The following is a 20692-nucleotide window of genomic DNA, read 5'->3' on the forward strand; positions in this document are numbered from 1 at the left end:
GGGGTCTTCGGTGGAGGCAGGCCCGGGAAGCCCATCGCGTCCCACTCAGCGACGTGAGCGTTTCTGATCGATGCATATTCTCCCATGCAAACTCGATATAATGCACTAATACATTAGCGCAATGTGCCCAACATGACACCACGCCTTCTCGCTCTGAGCCTTCTGCTCGCACACGGCTTCGCCCATTCCGCGCCTTTCTCCATGGACGCCGATGGGCGCCTGCCGGTCATCGTCACCGACGCGCAGGCTACCTATCGCCTTGCCGGCGAGCTGCTCGGCCGCGACCTGCAGCAACTGACCGGGTTTTCCGCGACCCGCACCGACAGCCTGGACGACTGCCGCGAGCGCTGCATCGTGATCGGCGCCATCGGCTCGCCCCTGGTAACGCAGGTCGCGCGGGCGATGGGCGTCGACCTGGCGCCGCTCGCCGGCCATCAGGAGCGCTACATCCGCGCCGCCGGCACGGTTGGCGGCCGCAGCGTGCTGCTGGTCGCGGGGGCCGACCGCCGCGGCGCCGTCTACGGCGTGGTGGACGCCTCGCGCGAACTGGGCATCTCGCCCTGGGAATGGTGGGCCGACGTCACGCCGCGCCGCCGCGCCGGCCTCTCCCTGGATGGGGAGCGCCGCCTGTCGCCCGCGCCTTCCGTGGCCTGGCGCGGCATCTTCATCAACGACGAGGACTGGGGCCTGCAGCCCTGGGCCGCGAAGACCTTCGATCCGGCCAGGGACATCGGCCCGCGTACCTACGCGCGCGTGTTCGAACTGATGTGGCGCCTCAAGGCCAACCTGGTCTGGCCGGCCATGCACGATTCCACCCGCGCCTTCTACACCGTGCCGGGCAATGCCCAGGTGGCGGACGACTACGCGATCCTGGTCGGCAGCTCGCATGCCGAGCCGATGATGCGCAACAACGTCGGCGAATGGAAGAAATCCGACGGCCCCTTCAACTTCTTCAGCAACCGCGATCGCCTGCTCGGCTACTGGCAGGAACGCGTCGACGAGGTCAAGGGTTTCGAGAACGTCTACACGCTCGGCCTGCGCGGCGTGCACGACTCGGCCATGGAAGGCGCCACCAGCCCGGAACATGCGCGCGACACCGTGCAGCAGGTGGTTAAGCTGCAGCGCGACATGCTCGCCCGCAGCCTGGGCAAGCCGGCGTCAAGCATCCCCACCGTGTTCACGATGTACAAGGAGGTGCTGGACTACTACAACGCCGGTTTGAAGGTGCCCGGCGACGTCAGCCTGGTGTGGCCGGACGATAACTACGGCTACCTGCACCAGCTGGGCACGGCGAAGGAACGCGCCCGTCCAGGCGGCAACGGCATCTACTACCACATCTCCTACTGGGGCCGCCCGCACGACTACCTGTGGCTGGGCACGACCCACCCGGCCCTGATCCGCGACCAGCTCGATCGGGCCTGGAGCACGGGCGCGCGCCGCATGTGGGTAGTGAACGTGGGCGACATCAAGCCGAACGAATACCTGACCCAGTACTTCCTCGACGCCGCTTTCGATGCGAGCGTGCTGCGCCAGGACCCGGCGCGTCATCTGAGCGCCTGGGCCGCGCAGGCCTTCGGCGCCGAACACGGCGCAGAGATCGCCGCCATCCAGCAGGAGTACTACCGCCTGGTCTGGGAGCGCCGCCCCGAATTCATGGGCTGGAGCCAGACCGAACCGACGCGCCCCGTGCGCGGCACGGAGTATATGCGCAGCGGCGGCGAAGAGGCCGAGCGGCGCCTGGCGGCTTACGCCGCGCTGGTGGCGCGCGCCGAGGCCATTGAACAGCGCCTGCCGGCCGAGCTGCGCGACGCTTATTTCCAGCTGGTTCTCTACCCGGTACGCTCCAGCGCCAGGCTCAACGAGCGCATCCTGAAGCTCGACCTCGCCGCCGAGTACGCGCTGCAGCAACGCCCCTCCTCCGCCTTCTACACCCGCCAGGCGCAGGAGGCGCATGCGGCGCTGCTGCGCGATGCCGCCGCCTACAACGCGCTCGGCGGCGGCAAGTGGGCCCACATGATGGACATCGCGCCGCGCCGGCTTCCCGTGTTTGCGGAACCGCTTTATCCGTCCTGGACGGCGTCCGCGCGGCGCGGCTGCGGCCTGATCTATCCCGCGCCGCATTCGGTCGAGGCGAGCACCCTGGTGCTGCCGGCCGGCCGGGCCGCCAGCCGTACCGTGACCCTGGTCAGCTATGGCGGCGAAGCGGCGGCGTGGTCGGTCGCCCCCGGCGCCCAGGGCCTGCGCGCGCAGGTCCGGGGCGGCAGGCTGGACGCATCGAATGGCTACGAGCAGCGCATCACGCTGGACTACGACGGCTCGGCCAGGCCGCTGCTGGCGCTCGAATGCGGCGGCAAGCAAATCACGCTGAACGTGCAGGCGCACAGCGCGGGCGACCAGGCCTTGCCCGGCGAACGCGAGCGTATCGTGACCCTGCCCGCCGGGAGCGCGGCAGCCGGTGGCGACTGGGAAGCGCAGCCCGGCCTCGGCACCTCGGGCAAAGCCATGCGCGCCCGCCTCGACCTGCCGCAGCGCAGCGTCGCGTCGCTCACCAAGGCCAAGCCGCTCGAATACCGCTTCCAGACCCGCAGCGAAGGCGGCGCTACTCTCCGCTTCGTCGCCGTGCCCGTGCACGCCTTGACGTCCGAACACCGCCTGCGCATCGCCGTCCAGCTCGACGACGGGCCGCTCGAGACCTTCGACTACACCACCGTGGGGCGCAGCGACGAATGGAAGCAGAACGTCCTGTCCAACATGGCGGTGCGCAGCACCACGCTGGCCAGGCTCAAGCCGGGCGTGCACAGGCTGCGCGTGTACGCACTCGATCCCGGCGTCGTACTCGACCGCATCGACGTCGTCCTGGACGGCGCCCCCCACTACTACGGCATGCCGCCATCCGACCCATGAACCTTGCACCTATCTCTTCGAGCCCCACCATCACCGCCATGCGCGTCATCCCGGTGGCGGGCCGCGACAGCATGCTGCTCAACCTGTGCGGCGCCCATGGCCCCTACTTCATCCGCAACCTGGTGCTGCTGGAGTCGAGCGACGGGCGCCTGGGCATCGGCGAAGTGCCCGGCGGCGACGGCATCCTGAAGGCGCTGCAGAACGCCGTGCCGCTGGTGGAGGGCACGGAGGTCGCCCGCTACCAGCGCACCCTGAACGCGATCCGCGCCAGCCATGGCGCGCACGCGGGGACAATGCAGCACCAGGTCAGCTCGGCCGCGGAAGCCGCCGTGCTGCGCCAGCCGCACGAGATCAACCTGCGGCTCGACAACGTCATCACCGCGGTCGAGGCGGCGCTGCTCGACCTGCTGGGCCAGCACCTCGGCGTGCCGGTCTGCGAACTGCTGGGCGCCGGCCAGCAGCGCGAGCGCGTGCCGATGCTGGCCTACCTGTTCTATATCGGCGACAGCCGGCGCACCGACCTCGGCTACGCCGCCCAGCGCGGCGGCGACGACTGGTACGCGATGCGCGGGCGCGAGGCATTGAGCACCGAAGCGATTGCCGACCTGGCCGACGCGGCGGCCGAGCGCTACGGCTTCCAGGACTTCAAGCTCAAGGGCGGCGTCATGTCGGCGCAGGACGAGCTGGAGGCGATCGCCTCCATCAAGCGGCGCCGGCCGGAGGCCCGCTGCACGGTCGATCCGAACGGCGCCTGGCCGCTGTTTAATGCGATCGCGGTCTGCAAGGAATACGGCCATCTGCTGGCCTATGCCGAAGACCCCTGCGGCCCCGAGCAGGGCTATTCGGGGCGCGAGATCATGGCCGAGTTCAAACGCGCGACAGGCGTGCGCACCGCCACCAACATGGTCGCCACCGACTGGCGCCAGATGGGACATTCGCACTTGCTGGGCGCGGTCGACATTCCGCTGGCCGATCTGCACTTCTGGACCATGGGCGGCTCGGTGCGCCTGGCCCAGCTGTGCCACGACTGGGGCCTGACCTGGGGCTCGCACTCGAACAACCACTTCGACGTGTCGCTGGCCATGTTCACCCATGCGGCGGCGGCCGCGCCGGGCCGCATCACGGCGATCGACACCCACTGGATCTGGCAGGAAGGCGAGGAGCGCCTGACCCGCGAGCCCCTGCAGATCGTCGACGGCGCGGTCGCGGTGCCGGATCGTCCCGGCCTGGGCATCGAACCGGACCTCGAACGCATCGAGGCGGCGCACGCCCTGTACCAGCAGGTCGCGCAGGGCGCGCGCGACGATGCGCTGGCGATGCGCTACCTGTTCCCCGGCTGGACCTACGATCCGAAACGGCCGAGCTACGCGCGCTGAGCGGATCGCGGTTCACATCTGGGACTGTTGCGCGGAAGCCCACGGACACCAATTGTTACGGCTTTGGGCTTGCATGACGCCCTGATTTGGCGGGATGATGGATTCGCCAGTGCAGGAATAAGGAGCGTGCCATGCAAGGCTTCATGTTTGCGACCGGGATCGAAGGCAGCTACCCGGTCGTTGCCGGACGCGACGGCGCCGGGCTGCGCGTCGACGAAATGGAAAAGACCGGCCATTACCGGCACTGGAAGGAAGACCTGTCCCTGGTCAGCGCGCTCGGGATCGACGCGCTGCGCTACGGCCCGCCCTACTACCGGGTGCACCAGGGGCCGGGACGCTACGACTGGGATTTCACCGACGAGGTCTTCGCCGAGATCCGCGAGCGCGGCATCAAGCCGATCGTCGACCTGTGCCACTTCGGCGTGCCCGACTGGCTGGGCAACTTCCAGAACCCCGAGTTCGTGCCCTACTTCACCGAGTACGCGGCCGCTTTTGCGAAGCGCTATCCCTGGGTCGACCTGTACACGCCGATCAACGAGATCTACATCACCGCCAAGTTCTCGGCCCACGAAGGCCTGTGGAACGAGCGCCTGCGCTCCGACCGGGCTTTTGTTACCGCCATGCGCAACCTGGCGCGGGCCAACATCCTGGCCACCGAAGCGATCATGATGGTGCGGCCGGACGCCAAGTTCATCCAGAGCGAATCGTCCGAGTATTACCACCCTTCGGGCCCCGAGGCCACCGAGATCGCGCGCCACATGAACGAGCTGCGCTTCCTGGCCCTCGACCTGACCTATGGCCACGACGTCAGCGGCAGGATGTACGAGTACCTGTTCGACCACGGCATGACGCGCAAGGACTACCACTTTTTCCTGAACCGCAGCGTCAAGCCGGTCTGCATCATGGGCAACGACTACTACGCCACCAACGAGCACGTCATCAAGCCGGACGGCAGCACCACCTCCTGCGAACTGTTCGGCTACTACGTGATCACCCAGCAGTACTACCACCGCTACCGCATTCCGGTGATGCACACCGAGACCAACAACCGCGACGCCGGCACCGGCGAAAAGGATGCGCGCGCCTGGCTCGACAAGCAGTGGTCGAACCTGGTGCGCCTGAAATCGGACGGCGTACCGATCCTGGGCTTTACCTGGTACAGCCTGATCGACCAGGTCGACTGGGACAGCGCGCTCACCCTGGATGCAGGCACGGTCAACCAGTACGGCCTGTGCGACCTGGAGCGGCGTGTGCGGCCGGTGGGCGAAGCCTACCGCGACCTGATCCGGACCTGGCGGCACCGGGTGGGGAACGATTTCATCTTCCTGCGCTAGCGGCAAGCGGCGGATATCACGACACCGCGAAACGCACCGCCAGCATCAGGGCGCCGATGAAGACGACCAGCGCCAGCAGGGCGGCGATGAAGACGTAGAGCGGGTTGAAGGCGCCTTCCGCATCGACGTCGAAATCGCGCTTGCGGCGCAGGCCGATGAAGGACCAGGCGATCGCGGCGAGCGTGCCGAGGAATGAACGTTTCTGTACCATGAATACCTCCTTGCGATGACGGACAGCACCAGCCCGACAGTGTAGCGCTTGACGTGGATTTCAACCACGGAAGTGCGCGCAGGCCTGCCCCTCCGGTTGCGGGCAATTACTTCGCATGCTAAACTTTTGCACCGCAACAATCAGCATCCAAAATAACCATGGAATTGTCGGACCAGACCCTGGGCAGCCTCACCTCCGCCCTGACCTATGCCTCGCGCGCCTATCGCGCCGCGGCGGACAAGGTGGCGGCCGACTATGGCCTGTCGCAGGCGACCGGCCTGCCGGTGCTCCTGATCAGCCGCTTCGGCGCGGACGGCGTGCGGCCCGGCGTGCTGGCCGTGGCGCTCGGCCTGGAGGCCTCGTCGCTGGTGCGCGTGGTCGACCAGCTGATCGCCTCCGGCCTGCTGGAGCGCCATGAAGACCCGAACGACCGCCGCGCCCGGATCCTGCGCCTGACCGACGACGGCCGCCAGGCCGCGGAACAGATGGACCAGGCCCTGCGCCCCTTCCGCCGCAAGCTGTTCGGCGCCTTCGCACCAAGCGACGTGGAAGCCTGCCTGCGCGTGCTGTCCGGCCTGCCTGCCGCGATCGCCAACATCACCTCCGACGGCGCCGACGCATCCAGGGACGCATGAAGCTGGCCAGCAGGTCGGAGATCCTGTTCTCCGTGAAGTCCTTCGCGGCAGCGATGCTCGCGGTATACATCTCGATGCGCATCGGCCTGCCGCGCCCGTTCTGGGCGATGATGACGGCCTACGTCGTCTCCGCCCCTTTTGCCGGGCCGACCCGCTCCAAGGGAATGTACCGCGCCGGCGGCACCGTCCTCGGCGCGGTCGCGGTCACCCTCCTGGTGCCGCACCTGGCGAATGCTCCTGAACTGCTGTCGCTCGCCCTCGCCCTGTGGATCGGCGGCTGCCTGTACTTCTCGCTGCTGGACCGCACCCCGCGCTCCTACCTCCTGATGCTGGCCGGTTATACGGCGGGCCTGATCGGCTTTCCGGCGGTGAGCGATCCGGGCGCCATCTTCGACATCGCGCTCGCACGGGTCGAGGAAATCGTGCTGGGCATGACCTGCGCGACGCTGGTGCACAGCCTGGTGCTGCCGCAGAGCTTCGCCCCGGTGCTGCTGGGACGCCTCGACGGCGCGGTGCGAGACGCCCACCACTGGATCCGCGATGCGCTCAAGCCGGCGGGCGACCCGCGCAGCGCGGGCGAGCGCCGCAGGCTCTCCGGCGACATCACCGAACTGCGCCTGATGAGCACCCACCTGCCCTTCGACACCTCGCACCTGCGCTGGACCGAAAAGGCCGTCAACGCGCTGCAGGAGCGCCTGGCGCAGTTCGTGCCTGTCGTCTCGGCCATCGAGGACCGGCTGGCGGCGCTGCGCGAACTCGACGCTGCTGACGTGTCGGCGCGCTGGAGCACGCTGCTGCAGGAAGTGACGGCGCTGACCGAGACCCCGAAGGAAGTCTCGCTCGCCGAACGGGGCGCCGCCCTGCATGCGCGCATCGACGCGCTGGCCCCGGCCCCGCACCGGGAACTCGGCTGGAGCGGGATGCTGGAGACGAACCTGGCGGCGCGCCTGCACATGCTGGTCGACCTGTGCGTCGAGACGCGCGCGCTGCGCCAGCACATCGACGCCGGCGTGCACGGGCGCCTGCCGCAGGCGCTGCGTCACCTGCCGGGCGTTCCGGCCAGCGCCCTGCACCAGGACCGCGGGATGGCGCTGCTGTCGGCCTTTGCCGCCGTCGTGGCCGTGCTGCTGTGCTGCGCGTTCTGGATCCTGACCGGCTGGCCGGCCGGCGCGGCGGCGCCGATGATGGCCGCGGTGCTGTGCTGCTTCTTCTCGACCCAGGACGATCCGGCGCCCTTCATCCAGAGCTTCCTGGCCTGGACGATCTACTCGATCCCGGTGGCGGCCCTGTACCTGCTGGCCATCCTGCCGGCCGTGCACGGTTTCGAGGCGCTGGTGCTGGCCTGCGCGCCGACCTTCCTGGTGCTGGGCGTGCTGGTGGCGCGGCCCTCGACCTTCGGGCGCGCCCTGCCCTTCGTGTTCGGCATCTGCGGCGCCCTGGCCCTGGTCGACACCCACAACGCGGATGTCGTGTCCTTCGCCAACGGCATGCTGGCGCAGGTCCTGGGCCTGGCCGCCGCCGTCCTGACCACCCGGGTGCTGCGCAGCGTCGGCGCCGCCTGGACCGCGCGCCGCGTGCTCAAGGCCGGCTGGCGCGAGCTGTCGCGCCTGGGCAGCGGCGAGCGCGTGGCCTCGCCGGCCGAGTTCTCGGCGCGCATGGTCGACCGCGTCGGCCTGCTCACGCCGCGCCTGGCGCTGGCCGGCGCGCGCCAGGACCTGCAGGCGGCCGACGCCCTGCGCGACCTGCGCATCGGCCTGAACATGACCCTGCTGCAGTCCGTGCGCGCCCGCCTCGGACGCGGCGAAGCCGCCGTCAAGCCCGTGATGACGCAGCTGGCGCGCCATTTCGCCGGCTTGCCGGCCCTTGCCAGGGAAGGCGAAGCGCGCCTGCTGGCCTCCCTCGACAACGCCCTGCGCGCGATCTGCGCGGGCCCGGCCGGCGCCGGCCAGCGCGAGGCGCTCGCCGCCCTCACCGGCATGCGCCGCGACCTGTTCCCGCACGCGCTGCCTTACCAGGCGCCTGTCCCAACCCCATCCAGCAAGGACGCCACATGATCGGCGAAGTCAGCATCTACGGCCTCTACCTTCCTCCGCTGCTGCTGCTGGCGCTGGCGGCGCTGGTGGTGTGCCGCATCCTCAACCTGGCGCTGGCCCGCACCGGCTTCTACCGCCGGGTGTGGCACCCGGCACTGTTCGATTTTTCCCTGTTCGTCATCGTGCTCGGCGCGCTGGCCTACCTCACACGCAACTGGTCCTGATATGGCAACGAAAAACTTCCTTCCGGCGGCCGGCCGCGTCGGGCTGACCTTGCTGGCGGCCGCCGGCGCAGCCTGGACGGGCTGGCAACTGTGGCGCCACTACGAGCTCGAACCCTGGACCCGCGACGGCCGCGTGAAGGCCTATGTGGTGCAGGTGGCGCCCGACGTGACCGGCCAGGTCACCCGGGTCTACGTGCACGACAACCAGCGTGTCGCCGCCGGCGCCCCGCTGTTCGAGATCGACCGCGCGCGCTTCGCGCTGGCGCTGCGCCAGGCCGAGGCCCGGGTGGGCGCCGCCGAAGCCGCCCTGGCCCAGGCGCTGCGCGAACACCGCCGCAATGCCGAGCTGGACGACCTGGTATCGCAGGAGACCCGCGAGCAGGGCCAGACCCGCAGCGACCAGGCACGGGCCGCGCTGGCCCAGGCGATCGTCGACCGCGACACGGCCAGGCTGAACCTGGATCGCTCGCACGTGGTGTCGGCGGTGGACGGCATCGTGACCAATCTCGACCTGCGCGAGGGTTCCTATGCCACCGCCGCCCGTCCGGTGATGGCGCTGATCGACCGCAGCAGCTTCTATGTGGAAGGCTATTTCGAAGAGACCAAGCTGCCCGCCATCGAGGTCGGCGACAAGGTCGAGGTGACCCTGATGGGCTCGCACCAGCCGATCGCCGGCCATGTCGAGAGCTTCGCCGAGGGCATCACCGACCGCGACCGCAGCACCGGCGCCAACATGCTGCCCAACGTGAACCCGACCTTCAACTGGGTGCGCCTGGCCCAGCGCATCCCGGTGCGCGTCGCGATCGACCGGGTGCCGGCCGGCGTACGCCTGGTAGCCGGCCAGACCGCAACCGTGAAGGTGCTGCCGGGGCAGCACACCGTGGGATGAAGATGCAGCGATACCGCTCCACTGCCACCAAGGCACTCACGCTGACGGCGCTCGCGCTGCTTGCCGCCTGCACCACGGTCGGCCCCGACTACCGCGTGCCGCAAGAGGCTGTGATCAAGCGCGAGGCCGCGAATGCGCCCTTGATGGGCGTGCGCGAGGCGCCGTTCACCTCCGACCCGCTGCCGGCCGACTGGTGGCACCTGTACCAGGACCCGGTGCTGGACCGCCTGATCGCGAAGGCGTTCAGCGCCAACGCCGAGCTGCGCGTGGCCGCCGCCAACCTGGAACGCGCCCATGCGGTGCTGGAAGAAGTCGAGGAGCACAAGCGCCCGGAAGTCGAGATGGGCGCCGCGCCCCTGTACGGCCGCATCGCCGGCGCCTCGATCGGCCTGCCGGAACAGCTGCCGCGCACCGGCATCTATGACGGCGACATCAAGGTCGCCTACCAGGTGGACATGTGGGGCCGGATCCGCCGCGCCATCGAGGCGGCGCACGCCGACCGGGAGGCGGCGCAGGCGGCCAGCGACCTGGCCCACGTGATGGTCGCGGCCGATACTACGCGCGCCTACGCCGACGCCTGCTCGGCCGGCTACCAGCTGAAGGTGGCCCGGCAGTCGGTCGCGCTGCAGCAGGAATTCGCCAGGCTGACCGCCGAGCGGGTGCGGCGCGGCCGCGGCATCGCCATCGACAACAGCCGCGCCCAGGCCCAGCTGGAGCAGCTGCGCGCCAAGCTGCCGCCGCTGGAGGCGCGCCGCCGCACGGCGCTGTACCGCCTGGCGGTCCTGAGTGGCGAGGTGCCGAGCCAGTTCCCACACGATGTCGCCCAGTGCGCCACGCCGCCGCGCGTGGCCTCGGCAGTCCCGGTCGGCGACGGCGCCGCCCTGCTGCGCCGCCGCCCCGACGTGCGCCAGGCCGAGCGCCGGCTGGCCGCCGCCACCGCGCGCATCGGCGTCGCCACCGCCGAGCTGTACCCGAACATCACCCTGGGCGCGTCCTTCGGGGGCGTCGGCTTCATGGAGCAGTTCGGCGACGCCAGCACCTGGAAGTTCACCCTCGGCCCGCTGGTCTCGTGGAGCCTGCCGGCGCTCAGCCCGGCGCGGGTGCACATCGCCCAGGCCAAGGCGGATACGGCCGGCGCGCTGGCGCGCTTCGACGCGGTGGTGCTGAACGCCCTGCGCGAGACCGAGAGTGCACTGACGGTCTACGCCCGCGAGCTCGACCGCAACGCCTCGCTGCGCGCGGCGCGCGACCAGAGCGCGCTGGCGGCCAGGCAGGCGGCCAGGCTGTACCAGGCCGGGCGTACCGACTTCCTGAGCGCGCTGGACGCGGAGCGGGGGCTGGCCAATGCCGAGAGCATGCTGGCGGCGTCGAGTGCGCAGCTGGCGGCGGATCAGGCGCAGGTGTTCCTGGCGCTGGGGGGAGGATGGGAGAATGCGGCGGCCCGGCACGCGCCGTGATGCCGCATCGGATTCGTGTACGCATGCTTTAAGCGAACAGGGCCCCGTTGAGGGGCCCTGTTCGCTGGTGGGATTCGCCCACGTTCCGCGGGCCGCCCTCGCGCAAGTATGCGCGAGGCTTCGAATCCCACACGGAAGCCCCGCAGGGGGCTTCCTCCTCTCCGCCAGTAAATAAAAAAGGCTCCCGAGGGAGCCTTTTTTATTTACTGGCGGAGAGGGTGGGATTCGAACCCACGGTACGGTCACCCGTACGCCTGATTTCGAGTCAGGTACATTCGACCACTCTGCCACCTCTCCTGATTCGGTGCTGCGTGGTCGCCGTAAGCGAGGCCGCATTATAGCGGCTGTTTTCCATTTGTGGAAGGTGAACTATTCCATTACATTAACCCACTACTTGCAACACGCAATAAAATTTCACCAAAGCAGATAAGGCGAAATAATATTTCACTTCTTGCCCGCGGACGGCGTGAGAACCGCATCAGCCCTGGCACGGTCTTGCGCCGAGAGCTTCGGCTCGATCTGGCTGAGAGCCAGTCCAGCGCGCTCAAGACCGCTGGCCTTGGCAAGGCTGAGCCAGGCATAGGCCATGCCCAGGTCCTTGTCCCCGCCTTCGCCGCCCACCAGCATGGCAGCCAGGTTGAACATGGCTTCCGAATCGCCACCCATGGCCGCCTGGTTGAACAGCTGGCGCGCGGTCGCCAGGTTCTTCGGCACCTGCTCGCCGGTGTAGAAATAGGTGGCCAGCGCGCTCTGCGCCTCCGGCAGCAGCTTCAGGGCGGCCTCCTTGTAGTAGACGATCGCCTTCGACTGGTCGGCCTTCACGCCCTCGCCCAGGTCGTACATGCGGGCCATGGCGTACAGCGACCTGGCGTGGCCGGACTTGCCGGCCTCGGCGAACCAGGCGCCCGCCTGCGCGTAGTCCTGCGCCACTCCCTCGCCGCCGGCGTAATACAGCCTGGCCAGGTTGAACTGGGCCGGCACATAGCCCTCTTCCGCCGCCTTCTGGAAATAGCCGCGTGCCTGCTTCAGGTCCTTCGGCCCGCCGGCGCCGGCCTGCGACGCAAGCCCCAGGGTATTCAGGGCCGGCACGAAACCGAAGTCGGCGGCCTTGGCGTACCACTTGCGCGCGGCGGCCTGGTCCGGCTTGATGCCGCCGATGCCGTGCTGGTGGATCCGCGCGAGCAGCAGCGCCGCTTCGATCATGCCGTTCAGGGCTTCCGGCTCCTTCGGGTTGAAACGCAGCGCGTCCTTCCTGGCATCGAAGCGCTGCCCCGCGGCGCGGTCGAGCCAGTACAAGGCCTTGTCGGTACTGCGCGGCACGCCCAGGCCGTCCAGGCTCAGTTTCGCCAGCAGGACGGCCGCTTCCGGATAGCCGATCTTGCTGTAGGCGGCCTCCAGCTGGGCCGCCGCCTTGTCGTACTCCTTGGCATCGAGGTGCTCCAGGGCCTGGGCGAAGGATTTGTCGTTGCGGATGATGCGCTCGCGGCCCGAGGCGAAGCGACGGTCGCCGACCTCGCACGGGCCCACGTTGTTGCTCGACGCCGCGCCGGTGATCGAGGAGGAGTCGACCGCGTTCGATGCGTCGCCATAGGGGGCGTTCGGATTGAATTTTTGCAGGGTGGCGGACGGCATGGGGGTGCCGGTCTCGCTGAGCTCGCCGGGTTCCTGCATCTGCTCGAGCTGCTCGATATAGGTTTCCTCGTCGTCCTGCTGAGAAAAGTAGACGCTGTCGAGGGCGCATTTCTGCGCCAGCGTTCCGCGCAGGACGCGCCGCTTGGCGGCGTAGACCTTGGCGCTCTCGCCGGTCGGCGTCGACTTGGAACCAGTGATCTTGACCACCTGGCCCGGGGCTGCCGGTTCGGCAGGGGCGGCCGGGGCCTGGGCGCCGGCGGGCGCCAGGGTGAGCAGGAGAGCGATGCCGAGGAGAGGTTTCAACATGGTTGGTCGCTGGCCGAGTGGGACTAGCGGTAAGTGTGCAACCAGGAATGAAAAATTTCCAACTATTTTCGGAATGGATGAGAAGTGCTCAGCAGTCTGATCGGTTCAGGGTCGATCTCCCCCACGCAAACGGTCCCGGGAAATAAAAAAGGCTCCCGATGGGAGCCTGTATATCTCTGCTGGAACGGTAGACAGGATTCGCCCACGTGCCGCGGGCCGCCCTCGCGCAAGTATGCGCGAGGCTTCGAATCCCACACGCAAGGCCCGCGTTGCAGGGCGCCCCACGCCCTGCAACCCTTGCTCCTCTCCGCCAGCAAATAAAAAAGGCTCCCGAGGGAGCCTTTTTCATTTACTGGCGGAGAGGGTGGGATTCGAACCCACGGTACGGTCACCCGTACGCCTGATTTCGAGTCAGGTACATTCGACCACTCTGCCACCTCTCCTAAATCGGTGCTGCGGTCGCTTGTAAGCGAGAGCACGCATTATAGCGATGGTCTTGTAAAAACGGAAGAGCAAATTCGTCCGCGGCAGAAAAACTTAGGCAGCAGGCGCCAGACGCTCCAGCCCACCCATGTACGGACGCAGCACTTCCGGAATGATCACGCTGCCGTCGGCCTGCTGGTAGTTCTCCAGCACCGCCACCAGCGTGCGGCCCACGGCCAGGCCGGATCCGTTCAGGGTGTGCAGCAGTTCCGGCTTGCCGGCGGCATTGCGGAAACGGGCCTGCATGCGGCGCGCCTGGAAGGCTTCGCAATTCGACAGCGAGGAAATCTCGCGGTAGGTGTTCTGCGCCGGCAGCCACACTTCGAGGTCATAGGTCTTGGCGGCCGAGAAGCCCATGTCGCCGGTGCACAGGGACATGACGCGGTACGGCAGGCCCAGCGAGGTCAGGATGAACTCGGCCTGGCCAACCATCTCTTCCAGCGCCGCGTAGGACTGCTCCGGATGTACCACCTGGACCAGCTCGACCTTGTCGAACTGGTGCTGGCGGATCATGCCGCGGGTGTCGCGGCCGTAGCTGCCCGCTTCCGAACGGAAGCATGGGGTGTGCGCGGTCATCTTCAGGGGCAGCTCGTCAAGCGCCACGATCTCGTCGCGCACCACGTTGGTCAGCGAGACTTCCGAGGTCGGGATCAGGTAGAAGTGCTCGCCCTCGCCTTCCGCGCCGCCCTTCTTCACCGAGAACAGGTCGGCTTCGAACTTGGGCAGCTGGCCGGTGCCGCGCAGCGAATCGGCATTGACCATGTACGGGGTATAGCACTCGGTGTAGCCGTGCTGGCCGGTGTGGGTGTCGAGCATGTACTGGGCCAGCGCGCGGTGCAGGCGTGCCATGCCGCCCTTCATCATCGAGAAGCGCGAGCCGGTCAGCTTGGTGGCGGTGTCGAAATCCAGGCCCAGCTTTTCGCCGATGTCGACGTGGTCCTTCACCTCGAACTCGAACGTGCGCGGAGTGCCCACCTTGCGCACTTCGACGTTGCCCGATTCGTCCGTGCCCTGCGGGGTGCTTTCGTGCGGCAGGTTCGGCACTGCTTCGATGAAGCGCGCCAGCTTTGCCTGCACTTCACCCAGGGCGACCTCGTTGGCCTTGAGCTCGTCGCCCAGGCCGGCCACTTCCGCCATCACGGCCGTGGTGTCTTCGCCCTTGCCCTTCATCATGCCGATCTGCTTGGACAGCGAATTGCGCTTGCCCTGCAGTTCCTCGGTTCGCGTCTGGATCGCCTTGCGTTCCGCCTCGATGGCGTTGAACCCGGCCACGTCGAGCTGGAACTTGCGGGTCGCCAGGCGCGCGGCGACGGTGTCGATGTCTTTGCGGAGAAGTTGGATGTCAATCATGTCGGGTTGGGCTTGCGTATGTCGAAAACACAATTGTACCAAGCCGACAGGGAATCCTAGCGAGATTCGACAACGGTATCCTCGACCGTCCTGCCGGGCCCTGCGCCAGCCCTTCCCTGCATTACTTCAGGCCGGCTTTTTCCGCGACGCTCAGGCGCGGCGCCTTGACGACGACCACGTGCACGGTGGAGTCGATCAGGATGGCCGATTCCTGCTTGACGACTTCGACCGGGCGGGCGGAGGCGGTGGCGTAGCTGGCGACCAGGCCCAGTGCGGCGGCGCTCAGGAAAATGGCTTCGAAGTTTTTACGGATGTTCATGGTGTTCTCCCTTGGTGTTGCAGCGTTGGTATGCTCGAACTTTACCGACGCATCACCGCCGCAGCCATCGACTTGCGATGAAGTGCTGAAACCGCGGCATAAAATGCAGGGAGGGCGGACCAGGCGCGATCGGAGTGGTGTCAGTGGCCCGGCGCGGGCCCGGCGGCAGGGACGACCACGGCATCGTCCGTCGGACTGCGCAGCGGCGCGGTGCGGCGCACGAAGGGTGTCATGGCAAACAGGATGAAGAGCCAGATCGGCGCTTCGTAGAAGAACATCTTCTCGTTGATGGGAATGAGCATCAGCAGCACGGAGAGGACCAGGCCGTTGGCGAGGAGCATGCGCCCCATCACCAGGGCAAACGCGAGCACGACGACGATGCCGCCGCGGGTCAGCAGGTTGAAGATCATGCCGATGTCCTGGTAGTAGCAGCGCACGCAGGGATCGTTCGCGAAGCCCACGCCGATCAGCTTCTCTTCCAGGGTCAGCGCCAGCCACGCGTTCACGCCGTCGATCCGGTGCGACAGGCTGCCGTCGTCCTGCTCGAAGAAGCGCGTCTCGAGGTGCTCGAGCACGCCGGACAGCAGCAGGTAGGCGCACAGCGACGCGACCAGCACGACAACATGGATGAGGCGCACCTTCGAATGCCACAGGTAGCCGAGGAGCAGGACCATGACCGGCACAAAATAGACGGAGGAGCCGGAGTTGGTGACGAACACCGACAGCACGGCCACGAAGCATAGCGAGACGAAACGGACGCTGAACTCGGAGGTCAGCATCAGGATCGCGGCCAGGCAGGCGATGTAGTTGGCGTAGGTGCCCGGCTCGACGTGCAGGCCGGAAAAGCGTGCGATGTTGAGGTAATCCTCGACGAAGCGGCTGTTGGAACCGAAGATCATTTTGTGGAAGTCGAAGATCGGCGCGCCCAGCAGGTGGAACATCAGTGCCTGCGCAGCGATGACCACGGCATTGAGCAGCAGCAGCCAGGACACCGCCGTCACGAATTCGGCGCGCCACGCGAAGCTCGCCTCGTAGATGAAGACGGCCAGCAGCACGTTCAGCAGGACCAGCAACAGGTAGTGAAAGGGCACGGGCTTCACGACGAGCGCATGGAACACGAACATCGCCAGCGTCACCAGCACCAGCTGGCTCTCCACCCGGAAGCGCAGCCTGGTGATGACGAACAGGGGCGCCAGCGCCAGTGCCGAGACGCCGGCCGAGAAATACTTCGGGAACATGCTCGGATTCGGCCCACCCTGTTCGAACGGGGTAAACAGCAGGAACAGCGGAATGAACAGCGCCAGGGCTGCCAGCATGCTTCTGCTACGTGCTTGTGGGTGCGCTGGCATGCCTGCTCCCGTGGGTACCCAAGGTTTCAGCCGACCACCCGGTCGCCGCCCTGCCCCGCCGGCACCGCTGTACTGGCCAACTGCGCGGCGCTGCCGGCCGGCGCACAGGGCAAGCCGGCGAGGATGCGCCCGAAGCGCTCGTAATTGACGGCCGCGTTGAAGCGCTCGTCCCAGAAGCGGCGGGCGGCGCGGCGCCAGGCGGCGGCGGCTTCGCGGTCCTTGAAGCGCGCGATGGCGGCCGCGACCGTCGCAGCGTCGGCGTCGGCCGGCACCAGCACGCCGTTGGCGCCGCCGATGATCTCCGGGCTGCCGCCGACGTCGGTGGCCACGATCGGAATGCCCACCGAAGCGGCCTCCATCAGGCTCACCGGGATGCCTTCGCTATCGCTCACGTTGACGATGAGGTCGAACGTGTCTTCGCGGTACAGGTCCATCAGCTCGGCCTGCGTCAGGTAGCCCTTGAACAGCGCCTGTGCGCGCGGGCCCAGGCGGCTCGCGGCATGGCTTTGCACCGCCTCGAGCAAGGGGCCGTTGCCGACATGCGTCCAGCGCACCTGCAGGGAGGGATCGGCCGCCAGCAGGTGCGCGATGGCGTCGACCAGCAGGTGCAGGCGTTTGCTGGGGATGACGAAGGAGCACGAGACGATGCTCAGCGCGCCGCCGCCGGGCTGGCGGTTGAGAAAGCCCGGATCGTTCACGCCGAGCCGCGCGAGGTGGAATTTCGCGGCCAGGTGCGCATAGTGCTGCTCCAGGTAATGCTTGCCGTGTTCCGAGATGCAGTAGATCTCGTCGACCTCGGCGATGATCTCGCGCCGCAGCCCGGCATAGCCGGCCGGCTTGACTTCCTCGTACAGGTCGCCGCGGTGGGCGCGGCAGATGACCCGGGTGCTCCCGCCGGAGGTTCTGGAGAAGCGCGCCGCCCCGAGGATCTCGGGGACCAGCCAGTAGAAATAGATGACATCGTAGCCGCCCTTGCCTGCGCGCTCCTGCTGTTTCAAGAAGCGCTCGAACATGTTGGCCCGGTAGAGCGCGCGGACCAGCTCCTTGAAGTTCGCCAGCTTGCCCGGCCGCTTCAGGATCAGCCTGAAGTCGGACAGCCAGCGGTACTTGAACAGGCTCATCGCGAGTGCGGCAAGCATCCGCGGCACCCGCAGCGCCCCCCAGCGGCCGTCCGCATAGGCCAGGTTGACCGGCTGCCGGGCCGGACGCGGCGCCTCGTCGCGGGAATAGAAGCCGGGCACGATCTCGATATGGCCGAGGTGCTGCGCGACGTGTTCGAGCTCGGCTGTAATAAAGGTCTCGCCATTCCCATACGGATACAGCGAAGTCACCATCAACATCGTCGTTGTCGTCATCCTTGGTCTCCTCCGGCTGGCGCCGCTGCTGCCCCGGCGCCTTCCTGCGCGATACGCCTGGCCATGATGCGCCGGTACATGAACACCGTATAAGCGGCCGTCGCCGTGAATGCCACGCTGGCAGCCAGCGCCGCCCCCCAGGTGCCGTAGGTGGGGATCGCCAGCATGCAGCCGACGCCGTTCAGTACCAGTGACAGCGTGGCCCCGACGATGTTGACGCCCTGCCGCCCCATGCCAGCCAGGGAATTGGCAATGACGTTCATGTAGCTCCAGGTAATAATTCCCGGTAACAGGACAATGAAGGGCAGCACGGCACTCGCGTAATCCTTCCCGAAGGCCCACGGAATCAATACGGTCGACAGCGCCGCCGCCAGCATGCCCACCACGAGCGTGATCTTGAATACGGCCAAGGCGATACGGCCGACCATCTGGCGCAGCGCCGCCGGGGTGCCGTTGGCGGCCGCCGACTCCGGGAACACGACCACCGAGGCCGCGCTCGCGATCAGCCATAGCGCCTCGGCCAGCTGCACCGAGAGCGCGTAGATGCCTGCCGAGGACGGATCGAGCAGCAGGCTCACCATATACAGGCCGACCCGGTAGTTGAGGAAGGTGATCACGTTGCTCAGGTGCGCCCGCAATCCATACCCGATCATCCGCGCCAGGACGAGCGCGCCGCCGGCGGGCGCGGCCGGGTAGCGCCGCACCCGCACTTCGCTGGCCAGCCACAGCGAGGCCTGGCTCAGGATATGGCAGGACAGCACCGAGACGACACTGATGGCGCCGCTGGCGCCCAGCACCAGCACACCCGCACAGAAGGTGAAGGGCTGGATCAGCGCGGTCTTGTTGAACGTGGCGTAGTCGCGCGCGCCCTGGATCAGCGATACGGTCCAGGCCGCCAGCAGCATGGCGGGAAACAGGAGACTGGCATACAAGGCCGTGTCCTTGCTCGTCCCGGGCAGGTAGCGACCGATCATGGCATCGCTGCTCAGCGCGAGCGCGAGCACGGCCATGCCCCATAGCGCACAAGCGAGTATCCAGTTGACGCGGCGCATGGCCGCGGCATCCGGGCTTCCGCTGCTCATGTGGTAGACGTGACTGGAAGCCAGGCCCAGGTTCAGGACGGCGTACAGGGTTTGCGGCAACAGCAGGGCCGTCACCAGCAGGCCATTGTGGTGCGGGCCGAGCTGGCGCGTGGTGACCCACAATGCGACGAAGTACAAGGCGCTCGAGAGCATCTGGCGCAGCATCGTCGAGCCGATGGCGGTCGAGAGGTTGCGCCGCGAATCCGGGCTGCGGCCGAGCGGCAGCGACGCAAGCAGGCTCTTCATTTGGGTCAGCATAGGCTGGTCGTCGCTGTATGTGCTCGCTGTCGGGTTCGAATGCGGATGGAGCCGGGACGCCACGCCAGGTGCCGGGTGCGCCGGCGCCTGCGGTCCGCCGTGGCGCCTCCAGTTCATTATCCGGACCCGTCATCGCGACATGCTGCGCACGATCAAGCCGGCAGCCGCGACGAATCAATTGCCGAAATTAAATAACGACGGAATGGCGCGCTAGTCGGGCAAACGCAAGGTGCGCAATCGTGCGCCGGTTTAAGCTCGGGATCCCGGCGGCCACGGCGCCGCGCTCATCCCGTCGTCAGAGACAATGAACCCGCGAAGCTTTCGATATCCGATGATCGTCTGCATCCTGCTGGTGGCCGGCCTCGGCCTCAAGGCATGCATCTCGCTCGAGCACCCGGTCGACCCGCGTGCCCTGTACGTCACCCCGCGCGGAAGCGACAACAACCCGGGCACCGAGGGCGCACCGCTGCAGACGATCGGGGCCGCCGCCAGGCGTGCGGTCCCGGGCAGTACCGTCCACGTCGCGCCCGGCACCTATCGCGAGAACATCAAGTCGATGAAGAGCGGCACGCCCACGGCGCCGATACGCTATGTCTCGACGGTCAAATGGGGCGCCAGGATCATCGGGGGCGGTGTCGAGGCGGTCTGGGAAAACCACGGCGAACACGTCGAGATCAAGGGCTTCGACGTGACCGGCAGCGGACGCAACGGGATCCTGAACTACGGCTCCTGGGTGCGCGTGCTCAACAACCACGTGCATGAGCTTGCGGTGACGGGCGGCTGCAGCAGCAATGGCGGCGGCGGCATCGTGTTCAGCAACTACCAGGCCTCGGACGGCGAAATCAGCGGCAACCTCGTGCACGACATCGGCGAGCCGGGCACCTGTTCGGGCGTGCAGGGAATCTATTACTCCAACCTGCGCGGCAAAATTTACAACAACATCGTTTACCGCGCCTCGGCGTGGGGAATCCACCTCTGGCACGCCGCCAACAAGGTCATCGTCGCCAATAACACGGTGTTTGCAAACGGCTCGGCCACGACCGGCGGCGGCATCGTGATGGGGACCGGCGATGCGCCGGGAAATGTGGTGATGACGGAAACCAAGGTGATCAACAATATTGTCGCCTATCATCCTCGCGCATCGATCAGGCAATACTGTTACCGCGGCGAGTCCTGCATCGGCGCCGACAATCTTGTTGCGCACAATGTGGTTTTTGGAAATGCTGCGAAGATTGAAATGTTAGTCGGAAAAGATATTGGGACAATTACCCAAGATCCTTTATTTGTCGATTTCCGCCCCGACGGCAAAGGCGACTATCGCCTACGCAAGGATTCGCCGGCCCGCAAGCGCGGCCTGGCTGCGCTTGCGCCCCCTAGCGATATCGAAGGAGCGGAGCGTCCGCGTGCTCCCGCAGTCGACATCGGTGCGTATCAACACTGAGCGCTTCGCCGTCCTCATCCATATAGCCTGGCTTGTCGTGCGCCTCCTGGCGCC

16 protein-coding genes and 2 tRNA genes are annotated in these 20692 nt (G+C 67.3%); 9 read left to right on the plus strand and 9 right to left on the minus strand.

Features of this window, described 5'->3' with window-relative positions; translation table 11 throughout:
* Positions 1–132: 132 nt before the first annotated feature.
* The 3 genes from ACK6C6_RS13970 to ACK6C6_RS13980 all read left to right on the plus strand — a co-directional run bounded on the left by ACK6C6_RS13970 (position 133) and on the right by ACK6C6_RS13980 (position 5614).
* A complete protein-coding gene (locus ACK6C6_RS13970) occupies positions 133–2904 on the plus strand; it encodes a glycosyl hydrolase 115 family protein (protein ID WP_409267795.1) in 2772 nt (923 codons plus the stop codon).
* Positions 2901–4280 (plus strand): enolase C-terminal domain-like protein, encoded by a 1380-nt coding sequence (locus tag ACK6C6_RS13975; RefSeq protein WP_409267796.1) that lies wholly within the window; start codon positions 2901–2903, stop codon positions 4278–4280. The genes ACK6C6_RS13970 and ACK6C6_RS13975 overlap by 4 nt, the downstream gene beginning before the upstream one ends.
* A gap of 131 nt (positions 4281–4411) precedes the next feature.
* Positions 4412–5614: a family 1 glycosylhydrolase gene (locus ACK6C6_RS13980; RefSeq protein WP_209588514.1), complete on the plus strand. Its 1203-nt coding sequence runs from the start codon at positions 4412–4414 to the stop codon at positions 5612–5614.
* A 16-nt stretch (positions 5615–5630) separates the two neighbouring features.
* Here ACK6C6_RS13980 and ACK6C6_RS13985 read toward each other — a convergent pair whose 3' ends face one another.
* Positions 5631–5825: a DUF2970 domain-containing protein gene (locus ACK6C6_RS13985; protein WP_027867906.1), complete on the minus strand. Its 195-nt coding sequence runs from the start codon at positions 5823–5825 to the stop codon at positions 5631–5633.
* A gap of 158 nt (positions 5826–5983) precedes the next feature.
* Between ACK6C6_RS13985 and ACK6C6_RS13990 the strand changes: the two genes are divergently transcribed.
* The 5 genes from ACK6C6_RS13990 to ACK6C6_RS14010 are packed head-to-tail and all read left to right on the plus strand — an operon-like array spanning position 5984 to position 11063.
* A complete protein-coding gene (locus tag ACK6C6_RS13990) occupies positions 5984–6460 on the plus strand; it encodes a MarR family transcriptional regulator (protein WP_209588515.1) in 477 nt (158 codons plus the stop codon).
* Positions 6457–8514 (plus strand): FUSC family protein, encoded by a 2058-nt coding sequence (locus ACK6C6_RS13995; RefSeq protein WP_409267797.1) that lies wholly within the window; start codon positions 6457–6459, stop codon positions 8512–8514. The genes ACK6C6_RS13990 and ACK6C6_RS13995 overlap by 4 nt, the downstream gene beginning before the upstream one ends.
* Positions 8511–8717 (plus strand): DUF1656 domain-containing protein, encoded by a 207-nt coding sequence (locus tag ACK6C6_RS14000; RefSeq protein WP_036211291.1) that lies wholly within the window; start codon positions 8511–8513, stop codon positions 8715–8717. Before ACK6C6_RS13995 ends, ACK6C6_RS14000 begins: the two co-directional genes overlap by 4 nt.
* Before the next feature lies 1 nt (position 8718).
* The gene (locus ACK6C6_RS14005) at positions 8719–9606 is read left to right on the plus strand and encodes an efflux RND transporter periplasmic adaptor subunit (protein ID WP_409267798.1); all 888 of its coding nucleotides are present in this window, start codon (positions 8719–8721) and stop codon (positions 9604–9606) included.
* Positions 9603–11063: an efflux transporter outer membrane subunit gene (locus ACK6C6_RS14010; protein WP_409267799.1), complete on the plus strand. Its 1461-nt coding sequence runs from the start codon at positions 9603–9605 to the stop codon at positions 11061–11063. The genes ACK6C6_RS14005 and ACK6C6_RS14010 overlap by 4 nt, the downstream gene beginning before the upstream one ends.
* Positions 11064–11270: 207 nt before the next feature.
* On the opposite strand, the gene ACK6C6_RS14015 is transcribed toward ACK6C6_RS14010, so the two are convergent.
* The 8 genes from ACK6C6_RS14015 to ACK6C6_RS14050 form a co-directional block, all read right to left on the minus strand.
* A tRNA-Ser gene (locus tag ACK6C6_RS14015) sits at positions 11271–11360 on the minus strand.
* A gap of 147 nt (positions 11361–11507) precedes the next feature.
* Complete coding sequence (locus ACK6C6_RS14020) at positions 11508–13001, minus strand: SEL1-like repeat protein (protein WP_409267800.1); 1494 nt, start codon at positions 12999–13001, stop codon at positions 11508–11510.
* Positions 13002–13354: 353 nt separating this feature from the next.
* Positions 13355–13444 (minus strand) — tRNA-Ser (locus ACK6C6_RS14025).
* A gap of 94 nt (positions 13445–13538) precedes the next feature.
* Positions 13539–14834 (minus strand): serine--tRNA ligase, encoded by a 1296-nt coding sequence (gene serS, locus ACK6C6_RS14030; protein ID WP_409267801.1) that lies wholly within the window; start codon positions 14832–14834, stop codon positions 13539–13541.
* Positions 14835–14955: 121 nt separating this feature from the next.
* Positions 14956–15153, minus strand: coding sequence for a hypothetical protein (locus tag ACK6C6_RS14035; protein WP_036211300.1), 198 nt, complete (start codon positions 15151–15153; stop codon positions 14956–14958).
* A gap of 140 nt (positions 15154–15293) precedes the next feature.
* Complete coding sequence (locus ACK6C6_RS14040; protein ID WP_409267802.1) at positions 15294–16469, minus strand: hypothetical protein; 1176 nt, start codon at positions 16467–16469, stop codon at positions 15294–15296.
* A gap of 59 nt (positions 16470–16528) precedes the next feature.
* Positions 16529–17857 (minus strand): glycosyltransferase, encoded by a 1329-nt coding sequence (locus ACK6C6_RS14045; protein WP_409267803.1) that lies wholly within the window; start codon positions 17855–17857, stop codon positions 16529–16531.
* On the minus strand, positions 17854–19197 hold the full coding sequence (locus tag ACK6C6_RS14050) for a lipopolysaccharide biosynthesis protein (RefSeq protein WP_409267804.1): 1344 nt from the start codon (positions 19195–19197) through the stop codon (positions 17854–17856). Before ACK6C6_RS14050 ends, ACK6C6_RS14045 begins: the two co-directional genes overlap by 4 nt.
* Positions 19198–19528: 331 nt before the next feature.
* Between ACK6C6_RS14050 and ACK6C6_RS14055 the strand changes: the two genes are divergently transcribed.
* Positions 19529–20638, plus strand: a complete 1110-nt coding sequence (locus ACK6C6_RS14055) for a right-handed parallel beta-helix repeat-containing protein (protein ID WP_209588524.1) — start codon at positions 19529–19531, stop codon at positions 20636–20638.
* The last annotated feature ends 54 nt before the right edge of the window (positions 20639–20692 follow it).

It is taken from the genome of Massilia sp. BHUDP2 (assembly GCF_046236355.1).
Classification (GTDB): domain Bacteria; phylum Pseudomonadota; class Gammaproteobacteria; order Burkholderiales; family Burkholderiaceae_D; genus Telluria; species Telluria varians.